This is a genomic window from Streptomyces hokutonensis, assembly GCF_042751305.1.
Classification (GTDB): Bacteria; Actinomycetota; Actinomycetes; order Streptomycetales; family Streptomycetaceae; genus Streptomyces; species Streptomyces hokutonensis_A.
In genome coordinates this window covers 139,337-156,898 of record NZ_JBHYWD010000009.1, presented here as the reverse complement: position 1 = coordinate 156,898, position 17,562 = coordinate 139,337, and the positions used below count along the sequence as shown (strand labels likewise).

The 17,562-nt window shown below is 70.9% G+C and carries 17 protein-coding genes; 11 read left to right on the top strand and 6 right to left on the bottom strand.

Annotation, left to right across the window (positions count from 1 at the left end; translation table 11 throughout):
- Window positions 1–68: 68 nt before the first annotated feature.
- The gene (locus ACFXC1_RS24400; protein ID WP_381245785.1) at window positions 69–1,616 is read right to left on the bottom strand and encodes an APC family permease; all 1,548 of its coding nucleotides are present in this window, start codon (window positions 1,614–1,616) and stop codon (window positions 69–71) included.
- Window positions 1,617–1,693: 77 nt separating this feature from the next.
- Complete coding sequence (locus ACFXC1_RS24395) at window positions 1,694–2,644, bottom strand: hypothetical protein (RefSeq protein ID WP_381245783.1); 951 nt, start codon at window positions 2,642–2,644, stop codon at window positions 1,694–1,696.
- A 353-nt stretch (window positions 2,645–2,997) separates the two neighbouring features.
- Between ACFXC1_RS24395 and ACFXC1_RS24390 the strand changes: the two genes are divergently transcribed.
- From ACFXC1_RS24390 to ACFXC1_RS24360, 7 genes are all read left to right on the top strand, one after another.
- Window positions 2,998–3,891, top strand: a complete 894-nt coding sequence (locus ACFXC1_RS24390) for a DMT family transporter (protein WP_381245782.1) — start codon at window positions 2,998–3,000, stop codon at window positions 3,889–3,891.
- A gap of 30 nt (window positions 3,892–3,921) precedes the next feature.
- Entirely contained in the window at window positions 3,922–4,443 is a 522-nt protein-coding gene (locus ACFXC1_RS24385) for an NUDIX domain-containing protein (protein ID WP_381245780.1), read from the top strand.
- Between the two features lie 10 nt (window positions 4,444–4,453).
- Window positions 4,454–4,846 (top strand): YidH family protein, encoded by a 393-nt coding sequence (locus ACFXC1_RS24380; RefSeq protein ID WP_381245779.1) that lies wholly within the window; start codon window positions 4,454–4,456, stop codon window positions 4,844–4,846.
- On the top strand, window positions 4,843–5,169 hold the full coding sequence (locus ACFXC1_RS24375) for a DUF202 domain-containing protein (RefSeq protein ID WP_381245778.1): 327 nt from the start codon (window positions 4,843–4,845) through the stop codon (window positions 5,167–5,169). Before ACFXC1_RS24380 ends, ACFXC1_RS24375 begins: the two co-directional genes overlap by 4 nt.
- A gap of 280 nt (window positions 5,170–5,449) precedes the next feature.
- Window positions 5,450–5,746, top strand: a complete 297-nt coding sequence (locus ACFXC1_RS24370; RefSeq protein ID WP_381245776.1) for a hypothetical protein — start codon at window positions 5,450–5,452, stop codon at window positions 5,744–5,746.
- Window positions 5,747–5,922: 176 nt separating this feature from the next.
- On the top strand, window positions 5,923–6,945 hold the full coding sequence (locus ACFXC1_RS24365) for a phosphotransferase family protein (RefSeq protein ID WP_381245775.1): 1,023 nt from the start codon (window positions 5,923–5,925) through the stop codon (window positions 6,943–6,945).
- A gap of 6 nt (window positions 6,946–6,951) precedes the next feature.
- The gene (locus ACFXC1_RS24360) at window positions 6,952–8,166 is read left to right on the top strand and encodes an acyl-CoA dehydrogenase family protein (protein WP_381245773.1); all 1,215 of its coding nucleotides are present in this window, start codon (window positions 6,952–6,954) and stop codon (window positions 8,164–8,166) included.
- 65 nt (window positions 8,167–8,231) lie between these two features.
- Here ACFXC1_RS24360 and ACFXC1_RS24355 read toward each other — a convergent pair whose 3' ends face one another.
- On the bottom strand, window positions 8,232–8,798 hold the full coding sequence (locus tag ACFXC1_RS24355; RefSeq protein WP_381245772.1) for a hypothetical protein: 567 nt from the start codon (window positions 8,796–8,798) through the stop codon (window positions 8,232–8,234).
- 186 nt (window positions 8,799–8,984) lie between these two features.
- On the opposite strand from ACFXC1_RS24355, the gene ACFXC1_RS24350 reads away from it, so the two are divergent.
- Both ACFXC1_RS24350 and ACFXC1_RS24345 read left to right on the top strand, forming a co-directional pair.
- Window positions 8,985–10,979: a sensor histidine kinase gene (locus ACFXC1_RS24350; protein WP_381245770.1), complete on the top strand. Its 1,995-nt coding sequence runs from the start codon at window positions 8,985–8,987 to the stop codon at window positions 10,977–10,979.
- On the top strand, window positions 10,976–11,662 hold the full coding sequence (locus ACFXC1_RS24345; RefSeq protein ID WP_381245769.1) for a response regulator transcription factor: 687 nt from the start codon (window positions 10,976–10,978) through the stop codon (window positions 11,660–11,662). The genes ACFXC1_RS24350 and ACFXC1_RS24345 overlap by 4 nt, the downstream gene beginning before the upstream one ends.
- A 2-nt stretch (window positions 11,663–11,664) precedes the next feature.
- On the opposite strand, the gene ACFXC1_RS24340 is transcribed toward ACFXC1_RS24345, so the two are convergent.
- From ACFXC1_RS24340 to ACFXC1_RS24330, 3 genes are read right to left on the bottom strand one after another with little or no spacing between them, the layout of a single operon-like run.
- Complete coding sequence (locus ACFXC1_RS24340; protein WP_381245767.1) at window positions 11,665–12,258, bottom strand: TetR/AcrR family transcriptional regulator; 594 nt, start codon at window positions 12,256–12,258, stop codon at window positions 11,665–11,667.
- Between the two features lie 26 nt (window positions 12,259–12,284).
- The gene (locus ACFXC1_RS24335) at window positions 12,285–13,952 is read right to left on the bottom strand and encodes a class I adenylate-forming enzyme family protein (protein WP_381245765.1); all 1,668 of its coding nucleotides are present in this window, start codon (window positions 13,950–13,952) and stop codon (window positions 12,285–12,287) included.
- Window positions 13,949–14,713 (bottom strand): SDR family oxidoreductase, encoded by a 765-nt coding sequence (locus ACFXC1_RS24330; protein ID WP_381245763.1) that lies wholly within the window; start codon window positions 14,711–14,713, stop codon window positions 13,949–13,951. The genes ACFXC1_RS24335 and ACFXC1_RS24330 overlap by 4 nt, the downstream gene beginning before the upstream one ends.
- 158 nt (window positions 14,714–14,871) lie before the next feature.
- On the opposite strand from ACFXC1_RS24330, the gene ACFXC1_RS24325 reads away from it, so the two are divergent.
- Window positions 14,872–16,092 (top strand): exo-beta-N-acetylmuramidase NamZ family protein, encoded by a 1,221-nt coding sequence (locus tag ACFXC1_RS24325; protein ID WP_381245761.1) that lies wholly within the window; start codon window positions 14,872–14,874, stop codon window positions 16,090–16,092.
- An 81-nt stretch (window positions 16,093–16,173) separates the two neighbouring features.
- Window positions 16,174–17,562, top strand: a 1,389-nt coding sequence (locus tag ACFXC1_RS24320) for a hypothetical protein (RefSeq protein WP_381245759.1), incomplete at its 3' end; no start/stop codon positions are given.

The window sequence follows — 17,562 nt, the reverse complement described above, 5'->3', positions numbered from 1 at the left end:
GATGCTCGTCAGACTTCCGTAATCACTTCATACGTGCTTCTCAGCAACGACAGCCCGCCCACAGGTTCCTACGGCGCCTCCGTGGCCGCCTTGTCCAGCTGGAACGCCTCGTTGCCGAGCCCGATGCGGGCGTGTGCCTCGGGGTTGCGGGCGCGCAGGAACAGGCCCTGGGCCAGGCCGACGAGCAGGGCGACGCCGACGATGCCGGGCAGGATCCAGCTCAGGGACGAGCCGGGGCCCGCGCCGACCAGGACGTCGAAGTCCTTGACGGTGTAGACGGCGATGACGACCAGCGCGATGCCGGAGAGCGCGGAGGTGACCAGCCGCCAGGCCTGGGCACCGGCGGAGCCGCGGCGGGCGAAGAAGACGATCACCGAGAGGGAGGCGGCGGCCATCAGCAGGATCACGCCGAGGGCGCCGATGTTGCCGAACCAGGTGAACAGGTGCAGGACCGGTTCGGTGGGGTCGCCGGTGGGCTTGTCGTCGGCGATCGCGAAGACGATCACGATCACGGCGGACACGGCGGTCTGCAGCAGCGAGCCGGTGCCGGGAGCGCCGCTGGAGCCCGTCGTACGGCCGAAGGCGGACGGCAGCAGGCCCTCGCGGCCCATGGCGAAGGCGTAGCGGGCGACGACGTTGTGGAAGCTGAGCATGGCCGCGAACATGCCGGTGACGAACAGGACGTGGAGCACGTCGGTGAAGGTGCCGCCGAGCCGGGAGTCGGTGAGGTAGAAGAGCAGGCCGGCGCTCTGCTTCTGGGAGACGCCGACGATCTGGGAGGGCCCGGCCGCGACGGTGAGCGCCCAGCAGCTGAGCGCGAAGAAGACGGCGACGCCGCTGACGGCCAGGAACATCACGCGCGGCACCAGGATGTGCGGGCGGCTGGTCTCCTCGGCGTACACCGGGGCCTGTTCGAAGCCGAGGAAGGCGGCGATGCAGAAGCAGAGGGCGGTGCCGACGCCGGCGCCACTGAGGGTGTCCGGGTTGAAGGCGTGCAGCGACAGGCCCTCCTTGGCGGGGTCGGCGACGGCGGCGATGTCGAAGATGACGACGAGCGCGACCTCGACGATCAGCAGCACGCCGAGCACGCGCGCGTTGACGTCGATCTTCAGCCAGCCGAGCCCGCCGACGACGGCCACGGCCACCAACGCCGGTATCCACCAGGCGACTTGGACGTGGGCGTAGGTGGAGAAGAGTCCGGAGACCTCGAAGCCGAAGATGCCGTAGATGCCGACCTGGAGGGCGTTGTACGCGACCAGCGCGACCAGGGCCGCGCTCGCGCCCGCGGTGCCGCCGAGGCCGCGGGAGATGTACGCGTAGAAGGCGCCCGCGTTGTGGACGTGCCGGCTCATCTCGGCGTAGCCGACGCTGAAGAGGACCAGGACGACGCCGAGGAGGACGAAGAGGAGCGGCTGCCCTTCGATGCCCATCACCGCGAATGTGGTGGGCATGACACCCGCGACCACCATGAGGGGCGCGGTCGCCGCGAGCACGGAGAGCAGCAGGCCCCCGGTGCCGAGGCGGTCGGCGCGCAGGGCGCGCTCCTGCCCTCTGAACGTGCTGATGCCGCCGCCGTCCGCGGTGGCGCTGCTCGTGCTGGAACTGCCCGTCGTCATGGCGGGAACGTCCTTTCGGGGTCGCTACGAAGGCGTTGATACGAATGCGTTGATACGAATGCGTCCGTACGGGGGCGTTACGTCGTACCGAGCGCATGGTCGCGCGCGGTGCGGAAAGCGGTGAGCGGGTCGCGGTCCGGGTAGGACCAGGGGGCCGGGGTCGGGTGGTCCCCGATGCGGTGGAACAGGGCGGCGGCCTCGGCGCTACGGCCCTCGCAGTACTTGGCGTGGGCGAGGAAGTTGAGGTCGACCAGGCGGCGCGGATGACCCTCGTGCTCCCACTCCAGCCACCAGTCGAAGGCGGCCTTCATCACCTGCCGGGCCCGGCGTCCCGACCAGTGCCCGGAGGCGGCCGGATCGGCGGGTTCCAGGCCGGCGGCGGCCAGCACGCGGTAGCGCTCGGCGTGCGCGATGACCGGCAGGATGGCGAGCGGGGAGTCGGCGGGGGCCTGTTCGGCGGCCCAGTAGGCGAAGTCGTAGACCTCGTGCAGCGGGTCGAGGCCTGCGGCGGCCCGGCGCTCGGCCAGCCTGGCGACCATCAGGTGGTGGGCGTGGTGGTGGTCGGCGTACCGGTGGCGGACCTCGTCGAAGAGCTGGACGACACCCTCGTCGGTGCCGAGGCTGTGCTCCAGGAGGAGCAGTCCGAGCCAGGGCGTCGGATCGGCGGGCACGAGGGCCGCCGCCGTACGACAGGCGTCGCGGGCCCTGACGGGCTTCTCCTTGCCGGCCAGCACGCGCTGGACGAGGGCGACGGCGAGCAGCACGGAGGCGTCGGCGGACTCGGGCTCGGCGAGCAGCCAGTCACGGGCCCAGGCGGTGGTGTAGGACTCCAGGGCGAGCACGGTGACCCGGTGGGCGCGCAGATCCCACTCGTCGCCCGTCTGGGCGAGCAGCCCGCGCACCGCCTGCCAGCGTCCCTGGGCCAACGCGGCGCGCGCGGCGACGAGTTCTCCGTCGTCGAGGGCGGCGTCGAATGCCTGGGCCGCTCGTTTGTGGCGGCGTCCGAGGGGTGGCGGGGGCGGTGACACCCGGGAATTCCTCACGATCCTCACGCGACGCTGCGGGACATCGGCGCGCTATCGGCCGATCACGCACAGCAAACCCCCAGCCAACACTTCACGTCAAGTGCCGAACCCCCGTTACTCCTGTCAACTACCTTTGCACAAAAGGCACTTGTGGCCACAACCCCTACCCGGGACGGTACGCTGCCAAGCGTTCACGGGGAACCGATGTGTCGTACGCCATGGCGCTCGGGCGCACGGCGGCGGACCATGGCAGCACGGTCCCGCTTCCGGGAACTTCCAGGGGCACGCCGGACCCCGGAGCGCTACAGTCGCCCAAACGCACCCCGTGGCCCGGCCCAACGATCGAGGTACGCAGCGTGTCGGTTCTGGTTCTGATGCTCTCCGTGAGCGCGGCCTGTTGCCTCGGCTTCGGGTTCGTACTCCAGCAGAACGCGGCCCAGCAGGCACCCCTGAGCGACTTCCTCTCCCCGAGACTGCTCCTCGACCTCATGAAGGTGCCGCGCTGGCTAGGCGGCATCGGCCTGATGATCGCGGGCATGGTGCTGGGCGCGATAGCACTCGGCAAGGGCGAGGTCTCCCTGGTCGAACCGCTCCTCGCCACGAACCTCCTCTTCGCCCTCGCCCTCTCCCGCAAGCAGACGAGACAACCCCTGGGCCGCCAGGGCTGGGCGGGCCTGGCGCTCCTGGCGGGCGGCGTCACCACATTCATCGTCGCGGGCGAACCCCGCAGCGGCACAGCGGTGACGGACCCCTTCCGCCACTGGCTGATCATCGGCGCGATGGTAGGCCTCGCCCTCCTCCTCACCACGTACGCCAAACGCTCCCGCCTCAGCGCGGGCCCGGTCCTCCTGGCCCTGGCCGCCGGCCTCCTCTACGGCGTGCAGGACGCGCTGACCCGGGTCAGCGGCCAGCGTTTCACCGAGGGCGGCCTCACCGAACTCGTCACCGGCTGGCAACCGTACGGAGTGCTGGCCCTCGGAGTGACCGGCCTGATCCTCGTACAGAGCGCGTTCGAAACGGCCCCCCTCCGCATGTCGCTCCCCGCCCTCACAGCGGCCCAGCCACTGGCCGGGATCATCTGCGGAGTGGGCTTCCTGGGCGACCGGTTGCGCACCGACACCGGCGCGCTGGCCTGGGAGGCGGTGGGCCTCGCCGGGATCGTCGTAGGAATCCTGCTCCTGGGCATGCACCCCGCGATGCCGCGAGGCACGACGAAACCGCAGCCGACCCTGAACCTCCAGCCCCGCTGACAACCACCCCTCTCCTGTTTGGATGGGGCCATGAGCGCAGCTGACGAAATCCTCGACATCGTCGACGAGCACGACCAGGTCATCGGCCAGTCCCCACGAGGCGAGGCCTACGCCCGGGGCCTGCGCCACCGCGCGGTCTTCGTCCAGACCCGCGACGCCCAGGGCCGCGTCTTCGTCCACCGCCGCACCCCCACCAAACTCGTCTTCCCCTCCCTCTACGACATGTTCGTCGGCGGAGTGGTCGGCGCGGGCGAGTCCTACGACGAAGCGGCCCTGCGCGAGGCAGAAGAGGAACTCGGCGTCACAGGCCTCCCCCAGCCCGGCTTCCTCTTCAAGTTCCTGTACGACGACGGCGCCGGCCAGACCTGGTGGTCGGCGGTGTACGAGGTGCGCTGCGACCTGCCGGTAAGCCCCCAGGTGGAGGAGGTCGACTGGCACGCCTTCCTGGAGGAGGGAGAGATCGTCCGACGCCTGCACGACTGGGAATGGGTACCGGACGGCCTGGCGGCCTACGAACGACTCAAGGAGTACCGATCAAAGACGGCCGGATAGGCTCGTTCCCGTGATCGACTTCGCACGGAACGTCCGGCTGTGGTTCGCGCCCCAGGGGATCAGCGAGGAGGGCAGCACCCCCGACTACCGCTTCTCGCTGGCCAACGAGCGCACCTTCCTGGCCTGGCTGCGCACCGCGCTGGCACTGATCGGCGGAGGCTTCGCGGTCGACCAGTTCCTGCCGGACCTGCGCTGGGCCTGGCGCGTAGGCCTGGCCCTCGCACTCCTCGCAGCAGGCGTCCTCTGCTCACTGCGCGCGGTCAACCACTGGGTGCGCTGCGAACGGGCGATGCGCCGCGGCGAGGACCTCCCGGTGTCCCGTTTCCCGGCCCTGCTGAGCATCGCCGTGGCGATCGTGGCCGTAGCGATGGTCGTAGTCGTACTGGCCGGATGGGAAGGATGACCGGACCCCCGGCCCCGGACCGCGACCCGGGCCTACAGCCCGAACGCACCCGCCTGGCCTGGCGCCGCACAACCCTCTCGAGCACGGTAGCCGCGGTCCTCGCGGTGAAAGCGGCACTGCACGGCGGGGTCAGCGCAGAAGGAGTCACCATCTGCGCCCTGTGCTGCACACTCTGGCTCGCCTTCCTGACCCTGGCCCACCACCGCATCACCACCCTCACAACAGGCAGCGGACCACCCCCACCCCTGGCCCCCCGACACGCCACCGCGGCAGTGCTGTGCACGGTGGCGGTGGCGGTATGCGCAGCGGTGCTCGTGTACTGACTGAGGGAACGTTGCGGAGCCACGCACCCGCAGCCGCCGACGAAACGGGAGCGGGTCGTGGCGGTACGGCGCAGCCCGCAGCTCAGCTGGTCCCCACGCCGCCCACTTTGGAACTGACGGAGGGGCGCAACCCGCGGCGGGCCGCCGTACCGCCACGACCTCGACCCCACCCACCACTGGTGGCGCCACCGACGGCGCCACGCACCCCGGATCACCCGATATGGGCGTTTCCCATGGCAGCCTGTCCGACGTCATCCCCGCACTTCCGAAGGCGAGCACCATGACCACCCTGCACCTGGAGCACTCCGCGCACACCCACACCCACGGCCCGGACTGCGGTCACGCCCCCGTCCCGCACGGCGACCACGTCGACTACGCGCACGACGGTCACCTGCACCGCGAGCACGGCGGCCACTGGGACGAGTGCGAGCCGGGCGGCCACGTCGCCCACCAGGAGCACGAGCACCAGCACGGCCAGGACTGCGGCCACGAGAGCGTGCTGCACGGCGACCACGTCGACTACGTCCACGACGGCCACCGCCACGCCCTGCACAACGGCCACTGGGACGACCACTGACCCGACGGGCAAGGCACCCGACAACTCCCCGCCACCCCGCGCGGGGAGCTGTCGGCCTATCGTGGCCCCACGTGACCCCTCGTGGCCCCGGTCACGTTTCGCTCCCCCACTGGACGACATACCGACCGGTCGGCATGATGGTCTGCGACCCGTTCGTCCATTCACAGGAGTGATGTATGAGCCCCGACCACCCGCCCGGACTCGATCTCGACCGGCTGCGCGGTCTGCTCGACCGCGAGCGGCCCGGTCTGGTCACCGGCCCCCTGTCCGGCCGGCTGATCGAGGGCGGACGGTCGAACCTCACCTACGCGGTCACCGACGGCACCGCGAAGTGGGTCGTACGGCGCCCCCCGCTCGGCCACGTCCTGGCCACCGCGCACGACATGAAGCGCGAACACCGGGTGATCAGCGCCCTGCACCCCACCGACGTACCGGTGCCGAACCCCGTACTCCTCTGCGAGGACGACGAGGTACTCGGGGCACCCTTCTACGTCATGGAGTTCGTGGAGGGCACCCCGTACCGCACCGCCGACGAACTGGTCCCGCTCGGCCCCGAGCGCACGCGCGGCGCGGTCCTCGAACTGGTCGACACCCTGGTCGAGTTGCACGCGGTGGACCCCGCCGAGGTCGGCCTCACGGACTTCGGCCGCCCCGAGGGCTTCCTGGACCGCCAACTCCGCCGCTGGGGCAAGCAGTTGGCCGCCTCCCGCAACCGCGAACTGGCCGGAGTGGAGGAGTTGCACGCAGCCCTCGGCCGCCGCCTCCCCACTTCCCCCGCCCCCACGGTCGTGCACGGCGACTACCGCCTGGACAACGTCCTCATCGGCAAGGACGACAAGATCAAGGCGATCCTCGACTGGGAGATGTCCACACTCGGCGACCCGCTCACCGACCTGGGCCTGCTGGTGATGTACAGCATCCCGCTGGAACTGCCCAACTCCCCCATCTCCACGACCGCTTCGGCCCCCGGCCACCCGACACCCGCCGAGCTGATCGAGCGATACGCCGCGCGCTCGGGGCGCGACGTGTCGTCGGTCGCCTGGTACACGGCGTTCGCGTGGTTCAAGCTCGCCGTGATCCTGGAGGGCATCCACTACCGCTACACCCTGGGCCAGACGATCGGCCGCGGCTTCGACCGCATCGGCGAACTGGTCCCCGTCTTCATCGAGCACGGCCTGACCACCCTTCAGGAAGGCTGACCCACCATGGACTTCGCGTTCGACGCACGCACCGAGGAACTGCGCGCCAAGCTCCTGGCCTTCATGGACGAGTACGTCTACCCGGCGGAACAGATCGCCGAGGACCAACGAGCACAGCTCGCCTCCCCCTGGGACACCCCCGCCGTAGTAGCGGAGTTGAAGGCGGAGGCCCGCAGCCAAGGCCTCTGGAACCTCTTCCTCCCCGACGCCGAGTACGGCGCGGGCCTGACCAACCTCGAGTACGCCCCCCTCGCCGAAATCACCGGCCGCTCCCCGCACTTGGCACCCACCGCGCTGAACTGCGCGGCACCGGACACCGGCAACATGGAGGTGCTGTACCAGTTCGGCGACGAGCAGCAGAAGAAGCAGTGGCTGGAGCCGCTGCTGGCAGGCGAGATCCGCTCGGCGTTCGCGATGACGGAACCAGAGGTGGCCTCCTCGGACGCCACCAACATCACGACCCTCATCGAGCGGGACGGCGACGACTACGTCATCACCGGCCGCAAGTGGTACATCTCCGGGGCGATGAACCCGGACTGCAAGATCTTCATCGTGATGGGCAAGACGGACCCGGACGGCGCCGACATCCGCCGCCAGCAGTCGATGATCCTGGTCCCACGCGACACCCCGGGCGTCACGGTCAAGCGGGCGATGCAGGTCTTCGGCTACGAGGACCACTCCCACGGCGGCCACGCCGAGGTGATCTTCGACCACGCCCGCGTGCCGGCGGCGAACCTGGTCGGCGAGGAGGGCGGCGGCTTCGCCATCGCCCAGGCACGGCTCGGCCCGGGCCGTATCCACCACTGCATGCGGCTGATCGGCATGGCCGAGCGCGCGATCGAGCTGATGTGCCAACGGGCCGTATCCCGCGTCGCGTTCGGCAAGGCGCTGGCCCAGCAGGGCGTCGTCCACAACTGGATCGCGGACGCCCGGGTCGCCGTCGAGCAACTGCGGCTGCTGGTGCTGAAGACGGCCTGGATGATGGACACCGTCGGCAACAAGGGTGCCCACGCCGAGATCCAGGCCATCAAGATCGCGACGCCCCGCACGGTGGTCGGCATCCTCGACAAGGCGATCCAGCTGCACGGCGCGGGCGGGGTGAGCCAGGACTTCCCGCTGGCCGAGCTGTACGCGAGCGCCCGCACCCTGATGCTGGCCGACGGCCCGGACGAGGTGCACCAACGGTCGCTGGCGCGGCGGGAGTTGAAGAAGTACCTGTAAAAAAGCACGAAGGGGCTGGAAGGGGTGTGAGCACCCCCTCCAGCCCGATTCCCCCGAGGTGATGGTCAGTTGGGCGTGCTCGCCTTCAGCGTCCAGCCCTGGCGGCAGGTGTGACCGAAGGTGCCGATGTCGCAGCCCTCGACGGTGAAGACGTAGGCGCCGGTGTTCCGCTCCAGCACCCGGATCCGGCCGGAGGTGCTCCCGGCGAACTCCCGCTGGGTACCCCCGGGGTCGGAGGCGCTCGTCCAGCGGACCAGGAACGAGTCGTAGTGGTGCTCGGGGGCCGTCGTGCCCCAGTTGAAGTAGGCGTAGCCGTTGTACTCCCACGCGGCGACGACCATGTTCGAGCCCTGTCGCCAGGACCAGGTGGCGGTGCCGTACTGGAAGTACTGGCGCTTCCCGGCGTACACGTTGTTCAGGTACACGTCCTTGGTGTAGCCGGTCGGGCAGCCCAGCCAGCCACCGGCCCCGCCCAGCGCGCTCCAACGCTGGTAGATGTGCGGCTCGTTCACCGCGATGCCGCACCCGGCCCGTGCCGGTGTCTGCGCGGCGGCCGGCACCGCGGCCGTGCCGCCGAGGGCGAGCAGGGAGCCCAGGACAACGCCGGTCAGGCGCCGCTTCGTTGACAGCATGGTGTTTCCCCCGTTGGTTCCTGTCGTCCGGTCCGGCGGTGTGCCCGCCGTTCCGCTGCTACGAGCATCACGGCGGCGGGGGCCGGGAGTTGAGGGGAAGCCCCCGGGCAACACCGGGGACCTCTCCCGGGTGGTCCGGGAAGCGTTCCCATGACACCCGGGTGCCGGGCCCCCACGATGGGACGCATGGAAGACCGCGACGGGCGCACCCGGCCCCACTCGGCCGCCGCGTACGCGCTGTTGGGGCTGGCGGCACTCCAAGTGGCCGTCGGGTCGGTCGCGTTGGCGGTGGCCGACGTCCCCGTCGCGAACCTGGTCCGCTACGACATGGTCGTCGACCTCGCGGTCGGCCTCGCCTATCCGGTCTGCGGCACGGTGATCGCGCTGCACCGGCCGCGCAACCCCATCGGTTGGCTGCTGATCGCCTACGGGCTGGGCCACGCCTTCACCGGCATGTCGATCGGACTGGCCGTCCAGGGGCTGCGGTTGGGCTGGCCGCCGGAGCTGCTGCACGCGGTGACGACCGTCGGCCGCCACACCTGGATCCTCGGCAGCTCCACGGCGTTCGTGCTCGTGTTCTTCCTGTTCCCCGACGGCCGACTGCCCGACCGCCGCTGGCGCTGGGCCCTGGCCGCCCAGCTCCTGTCCTCCCCACTGGACTTCGCGATCTGGGCCCGGGACGACTGGGGCCTGTTCCGCGGCACACCGGCCCAGCCCTCCTATCTCCCGGTGCCGGCCGGCTGGATGCCCCTCCTGCGGGACGTCGAGACCGCCAAGGCCTGCCTGGTGCTGGCCGCCGTGTTCGCCGTCATGGCCGTGCGCTACCGGCGCGGCGGCGAACAGGACCGCCGCCGACTCCTGTGGCTCATCGCGGGCATACTGCCCCTCGCCCTGAGCGTGGCCCTGCAGATCCTCGGCTTCCCGGCCGTCTACACCTCGTGCTGCACGCTGTTCCTGCCGACCGCCATCATGATCGCCGTGGTCCGCGAGGAACTCCTCGACATCCGCCTCGTCGTCTCCCGCAGCCTCCTCTACGGCACGCTCACGGTCGGCGTGATCGTCACCTACGTCGGCCTCGTCACCTCCGTGCAGGCCCTCCTCAACCCTGATCCCGCCCTCCTCGGCCCGGCGTTGATCACCGTCACCCTGGCCCTCGCCTTCGCACCCGCCCGCCGCCTCCTCCAGCGCATGGTCGACCACGCCCTCTACGGCGACCGGCACGACCCGGTGCGCGCGGTCTCCCGCATCGGCGAACGGCTGGCCGGCACCGGCGTCGACGGGGTCCCGGAGGCGGTCGGCGAGGCGCTGCGGCTGCCCTACGCGTGCGTGGAGTCGAAGTCCGGGGTGACGGACGGCAGTTGGGGCGAACCGGGCGAACGGATCCACGCCATACCGCTCGACTACGACGGCCGGACCGTCGGCGCGCTGATCATCGGACTGCGCCCCGGCGAGCAGCAGCCCACCCCGGCCGACCTGGCCGTACTCGAACTGCTCGCCGTACCGCTGGCCGCCGCACTCCACGCCACCGACCTCACAAGGCAGTTGCAGCACTCCCGGGAGCGGATCGTGGCCGCGCGCGAGGAGGAGCGGCGCCGGATCCGCCGCGATCTGCACGACGGGCTCGGACCGACCCTCGCCGGGGCGGCCTTCCAGGCGGACGCCGTGCGCAATCTGCTGGCCTTCGATCCGGAGCGGGCGGCCGTGCTGCTGGCCGAGCTGCGGTCCGAGGTCGGGGGCGCGGTCGCGGAGGTGCGCCGGCTGGTGGACGGGCTACGGCCCCCGGATCTCGACCAGTTGGGGCTGCTGGGCGCGCTGCGGGAACGCGCGGTACGGCTGTCCTGGCGCGCGGACGGCATCCCGCTCCAGGTGCGGGTCCAGGCACCCGAGCGGCTGCCGGCGCTACCCGCCGCCGTGGAGGTGGCCGCGTACCGCATCGCGATCGAGGCGCTGACCAACGCGGCCCGGCACGCCCGTGCCTCCCGTGTCGACCTGCGCATCGAGATCGGCGACGGGCTGCGCCTGGAGGTGTGCGACGACGGTTCGCCGGTGGGCGAGGAGACCGCGTGGACACCGGGCGTGGGCATCACGTCGATGCAGGAGCGCGCGGCGGAGCTGGGCGGCCGGTGTGTGGCGGGGCGGGGGCGGGTGGTGGCGACGCTGCCGCTGGGAGGGGCGCTGTGACGGGGCGAGAGGACGACGAGGACGTGCTGCGGGTCGTACTCGCCGACGATCATCCCGTGGTCCGCACCGGGCTGTCCGCGCTGCTGGAGTCAGTACGGGACGGGACCCCGCGCGTGCGGGTCGTCGGGGTCGCGGCGAGCGGACGGGAGGCGGTACGGGCCGCGGTGACCCTGCGTCCGCACGTGGTGGTGATGGACATCCGGATGCCCGATCTCAACGGCATCGAGGCGACCCGGGAGATCGGCCGGGTGGCGCCCCGGGTGGCCGTGCTGATGCTCACCATGGTCGAGGAGGACGACTCGGTGTTCGCCGCGATGCGGGCGGGCGCCCTGGGCTATGTCCTCAAGGGCGCGGGCCAGGACGAGATCGTCCGGGCGATCCGCGCGGTGGCCGCCGGTGAGGCCATCTTCGGCCCCGGTGTCGCCCGGCGCGTGCTCGGCCAGCTCAGCAGGCCGCCGGACCGGCCCGACCCGTGCCCGGCGCTCACCCCGCGCGAACGGGACGTACTCGCCCTGATCGCCGACGGCCAGCCCAACTCGACGGTGGCCACGCGCCTCGGTCTGTCCCCGAAGACGGTCAGCAACCACATGTCGGCGGTCCTGGCCAAACTGGGTGTCGCGGACCGCGCGGAGGCGGCGGCCTGGGCCCGGGAGGCAGGGTTGGGCCCGACTCCCGAGCCGTAGGCCTACGGCCGCAGTGCCCGCATCAGCAGGTCCGCGAGGTGGTCGGCGACCTCCTGCGGGCTGAGCGGGCCGCCGGGCCGGTACCAGGTCGACAGGTGATGGACCGAGCCGAAGTGGTAGTCCACGACGAGGTCCGCCGGTGTCGCCGTGGAGAAGACGCCCTCACGCTGGCCCTCCTCGACCAGCGCGCGGAAGCGCTCGTGGTAGCGGCGGCGCTCGGCACGCACCTGCTTGTTCTTCTCCGGGCTCAGATGGTGCATGGACCGGAAGAAGATCGACGCGTCGTCGAGATTGTCGATCGTCGTCACCACGACGTCGGCCGCCGCCGCCCGCAGCCGCTTCTCCACCGGCTCGTCCGCGCCCGCGAACACCTCAAGGCGCTCCATCTGGACGCGCAGCACGCGCGCGTACACCTCGTGCAGGAGGTCGTCCTTGGAGCCGAAGTAGTGGTAGAGCGCCCCCTTGGTGACCCCCGCGGCCTCGACGATCTCCTGCACCGAGGTGCGGTCGTAGCCCTGCTCGGCGAAGAGCCGGGTGGCGGCGGCCAGCAGCCGCTGCGGGACAGGAGCCCCGTCTCCGTCGGTCGTCCTGGGCACTGCCGCCACCTGCCTTTCCTAGGTGTTCACTCGCTGTCGTGCGACCGGGAACGCAGTTCCCGCCGGAGGATCTTCCCACTTGCCGTCTTCGGCAGCTCGGGCAGGATCTCCACCTGGCGCGGGTATTTGTAGGCGGCCAGTCTCTCCTTGCAGTACACGGCGAATTCATCGGGGTCGGTTTCGGCGCCCGGACGGAGACTGATGTACGCCTTCACGGTCTCGCCGCGATACCCGTCGGGCACCCCGACGACGGCCGCCTCGCGCACCGCCGGGTGGGTGTACAGCACGTCCTCGACCTCGCGCGGCCACACCTTGAAGCCGGACGCGTTGATCATGTCCTTCTTGCGGTCGACGACGTACAGCCAGCCCAGCGGGTCCATGAACCCGATGTCCCCGGTGCGGAGTTCGCCGTCCGGGAAGGTCTCGGCCGTGGCCTCGGGGCGCCGCCAGTACCCGGGCACGACCTGCGGCCCGCGTACGACGATCTCGCCCTGCTCCCCGAAGGGAACCTCGTCACCCTGGTCGTCGACGATCCGTACGACGGTGTCGGGCCCCGGCACGCCCACGGCCAGCGTCCCGGACGCCGGGTCGACGGGCGCCTCCAGCTGGGGCGGCACGGAGGCGCAGGGCGCGGTGCACTCGGTGAGGCCGTAGCCGTTGCGGATGTACGGCCCGAAGCCGGCCCGGAACTTCTCGACCAGGGCGGGCGGTACCGGCGCGCCGCCGGAGGAGATGTTCCGGAAGGACGCGAAGTGGTCCGGCGTGACGTCCGGGTGCGCGGCGAGTGCCATGAACGCGGTGGACGGGCCGACCGTGTAGTGCGGCCTGTGCTCGGCGAACGCGTCGAGCACGACCCCGCCCTCGAAGCGGTACACCAGCACCAGCGAGCCCCCGCTGACGAGCGAGGCACCCAGCTGGCACACCATCCCGGTGATGTGGAACAGCGGCGCCATCGCGAAGTACACGGGCGGGTCGGGCAGCCCGAGCCCGGTGCGTTGCCGCTCGGCGTTGTAGAGGATGTTGCCGTGGGTGTTGGTGGCGCCCTTCGGGGCACCGCTCGTTCCCGAGGTGTAGCTGATCAGCGCGATGTCGGCGGGCGCCGGGGCGGGGACATCGGGTGCCTGACGGCCCTGGCGGGCGACGGCCACGAGGTCCTCGGCATCGGAGGCCTGAGGGAGCCGCTCGAAGGTGAGCACGCGCGCGTCGTTCCGGTTCTGGAAGTCCAGCTCGCACGCAGTGAGCACGATCCTCACCGGCGAATCGGCCGCCGTCTCGCGCAGATACGACTCCCACGCGCGGTCCGAGCAGATCAGCGCGGCCACCTCGCCGTCCCGCAGGACATGGGTCACCTCGCCCGACTTGTACATCGGGTTGACGGGCACGACGATCGCGCCCGCCTTCCAGGCACCGAGCAGCGCGATGACGAAGTGCGGCGAGTTCTGCAGCAGGACGGCGACCCGGTCACCGTGCTCAAGACCCCGCGCGGCCAGATACCCGGCGACGGAGTCGCTCAGCTCGTCGACCTCGCGATAGCCGAGCCGGCCGTCGAAGTAGGTGAGGAAGGTGCGGTCGGGCGTCTCGGCGACGACCCGCCGCAGGGCGTGCACCAGCGAGTCGTCGGGGCTGACGGGCCCGCGCTGGGCCTCGTTGAGCAGCCCCAGCCAGGGGCGGGCGGCATAGCGGGAGTCGGTCATTCCCCGGCCTCCCACTTCTGCTGGATGTGGTTCATGGTGGTCAGCCAGCGGTCCGGTTCGGTGGCCCGGTGCTGGTAGAACCCGGCGACCTCGGGGTGCGGCAGGATCAGGAAGCGCTCCTCCTCGATCCCCTTCATCAGCGCCTCCGCGACGGCGTCGGGCTCGATCGCGGTCGGCTGCAGCACCAGGTCGCCCGCGCTGCCGGTGGCGGCCAGCATGTCGGTGCGGACACCCTGCGGGCAGATGGCGTGCACCTTGATCCCCCGGTGCCGGTACGTCAGCGACAGCCACTCGGCGAAGGCGTACGCGCCGTGCTTGGTGACGCTGTAGGGCGCGGCCCCGATCATGGTGAGCAGCCCGGCGGCCGACACCGTGGACACGAACCGCCCGCTGCCCCGCTCCAGCCATCCCGGAATCAACGCCTCGGCGGCCCGCACATGAGCCATGACATTGACGTCCCAGGCCTGCGCCCAGACCGCCTCACCGGCGGCTTCGGACCCACCGGAGCCGACTCCGGCGTTGGCGCAGTAGATGTCGACGGTCCCACCGAGAGCGTCCCGGGCCTCACCGACGACGGCGGAGGCGTCCCCCGGCACGGCGGTCCCGCCGATCTCGTCGGCGACGGCTTTCGCCCGGTCACCGTCCAGGTCATTGACGACGACCCGGGCTCCTTCGGCAGCGAACCGCCGCGCGAGCGCGGCCCCGATGCCACCCCCAGCCCCCGTGACGACTACCCCGGCACCCTGAACGGCTTCCACCATCGGTCTCCTTCGACTGCGGCTCCACTGCACGGCCAGACTAACCGGTCGGTATGTAACACCGGAAGGGCAGATTCGTTCAGGGGTGAGAGGAACGGCGCGACCAGCCACACACGGCCCGCAGCCGACGATTCACACGCGGCAGCCCATACCGTGCCGACATGCCCCTCACCAGAAGAGCTCTCCTGGCAGCAACTCCGGCGGCAACCCTCACCCCCGCACCCTCCAAACCCGGCAGCTTGCGTACAGGATTCGAACGCCTGGCTGAAACCAACTACAACCAGCTGAACGGCCGCCGCATCGGAATCGTCACCAACCCCACCGGCATCACCAGAGACGCCCGCCACATCGTCGACGTGATGCACGCCGACCCCCACGTGAACCTCACCGCGGTCTTCGGCCCCGAACACGGCTTCCGGGGCACCGCGCAGGCAGGCGGCTCCGAGGGCCGCCACACCGACCCGGCCACCCAGCTCCCGGTCTACGACACGTACTTGAAGAGCGGTCAACCACTCGCCGACATCTTCAAGGCCTCCGGCGTGGACACCGTGGTCTTCGACATCCAGGACGTAGGAGCCCGCTTCTACACCTACGTGTGGACCCTGTACGACTGCATGGAGGCGGCCCGGCTCGCCGGCAGACGCTTCGTCGTGCTCGACCGCCCGAACCCGGTGACCGGCCGCACCGCCCAAGGCCCGGTCCTGCACCGGGAGTTCGCGACCTTCGTCGGCCGGCAGCCGATCGCACAGGCACACGGGATGACGGTCGCGGAGCTGGCCCGGTTGTTCAACGGGCAGTTCCTCAAGGCACCCGTGCCACTGGAGACCGTACTGATGACGGGCTGGAAGCGGTCGGAGTTCTACGACGCCTGGTCGCTGCCGTGGGTGCCGCCGAGCCCCAACATGCCGACGCCGGACACCGCGCTCGTGTACTCGGGGACGTGTCTCTTCGAGGGGACGAACCTGTCCGAGGGGCGCGGCACCACCCGCCCCTTCGAACTGCTGGGCGCCGAGGGCATCGACAGCCGTTGGGCGGCGGCGGTGAATCAACTCGCCCTCCCCGGTGTGCACTTCAGGGAGGCGTACTTCGCGCCGACGTTCTCCAAGTTCCAGGGGAGGACGGTCGGCGGGGTGCAGCTCCATGTGCACGACCGGGCCGCTTTCGACCCCGTGCGCACCGGGATCGCGCTGCTGGTGACCGCCAAGAAGGTCTGGAGCGGCTTCGCCTGGCGCTCGGACCACTGGATCGACAACCTCACCGGGTCGGCGCGGGTGCGGACGGCGATCGACGCGGGCGCGGGCACAGACGAGGTGGTGGCGGAGTGGCAGGAGGAGTTGAGGGTGTTCCGGGGGATTCGAACTGAATACCTCCTCTACAAGTGACTCGTGACGTATGGCCAATCTTCACCGGTAGCGGGACGATGCGCCCACATCGAGCCACTCCGGGGGACGAGGAGGCCGGTCATGACGGATCCGGCGATGAGTGTGAGCCCGTACTCGGAACTGACCTTCGACGCCGACGGGGACGTCGACCAGGCGGAATGCGATCGCCTGCTGCGCGAGGTGCGGCAGCGCGGGGTCGGTGACCTGATCGTGTTCTCGCACGGGTGGAACAACCAGCGTGCCGGTGCCACGAAGCTCTACAGCCGCTTCTTCGCGCCGATTCCGAAGCTCGCGCCGAAGGCCCGCATCGGGTACGTGGGCGTGATCTGGCCATCGATGGAGTTCCCGGACCAGCCGGTCCCGGACTTCCCGCACACACCGGCCGCCGTGGCCGCGCCGACGGCGGCTCCGGCGCTCGACGAGGACACCCGGCACGCGCTGCTCGACGCCTTTCCGGGCAACGCGACGCTGATCGACCAGATCGCCCGCATGCTGGACCAACAGCCTGCCCAGGAGGCCGAGTTGGAGGAGTTCGGGCGGCTGGTGCGGACGCTCGTGGAGGTGGTGCCGCCCGGGCCGCAGGCGCAGTTCGGCGCGGACACGCTGGCGGAGGGGCTGCCGCAGGACGAGCCGCGGATGCTCGCGGTCGGCTGCACGGCCGAGGTCTGCGACCAGTTCGCGCAGGCGCTGGAGCATCTCGCGTCGCCCCAACCACCGGGTACCGCCCGGGAGTTCGCGCTGCCGAACCCCTGGAAGGGGGCGCGGGAGCTGCTGCGGCAGGCGGCGTACTACGCGATGAAGCGGCGGGCGGGCACGGTCGGCGAGCGGGGGCTCGGTCCGGTGATCGGGCGGCTCGCGGGGGTGGCGCCCCAGGTGCGGGTGCATCTCGTGGGGCACAGTTTCGGCGGGCGGCTGGTGTCGTTCGCGCTGCGGGGTCTGCCCGAGGGGGTGCACTCGGTCAAGTCGGTGACGCTGCTCCAAGGGGCCTTCTCGCACTACGCGTTCGCGTCCCGGCTGCCGGACGACGCGCGCACCGGGGGTGTGCTGCAGGGGCAGCAGAACCGGGTCGACGGTCCGCTGGTGTGCTGCTACTCGCACTTCGACTCGGCGCTCGGCACGATCTATCCGCTGGCCTCGCGGATGGCGGACGACGACTGTTCGTTCGCCGCGTTCGACATCGACCGGCTGCTGGGTGAGAAGTGGGGCGCGATGGGCCACGACGGGGTGCGCGCGGTGCCCGGCACCCTGGAGCTGAGTCTGGCCGAGGCCCTCGACTCACCGCTGCCGGCGTCGGGTTGTGTGAACGTCGACACCTGTGCGGTGGTGTGTCACGGTGGCGCCCCGAACGGGGCGCACAGCGACATCGTGCACCCGGAACTGGCCCGGGTGGTGCTGGCGGGGGGGCGCGGGGGGCCGCCCCCCCCCCCGCACGCGGCACCCCGGTGGCGGGGTCTACCCCACCTTCTGGGA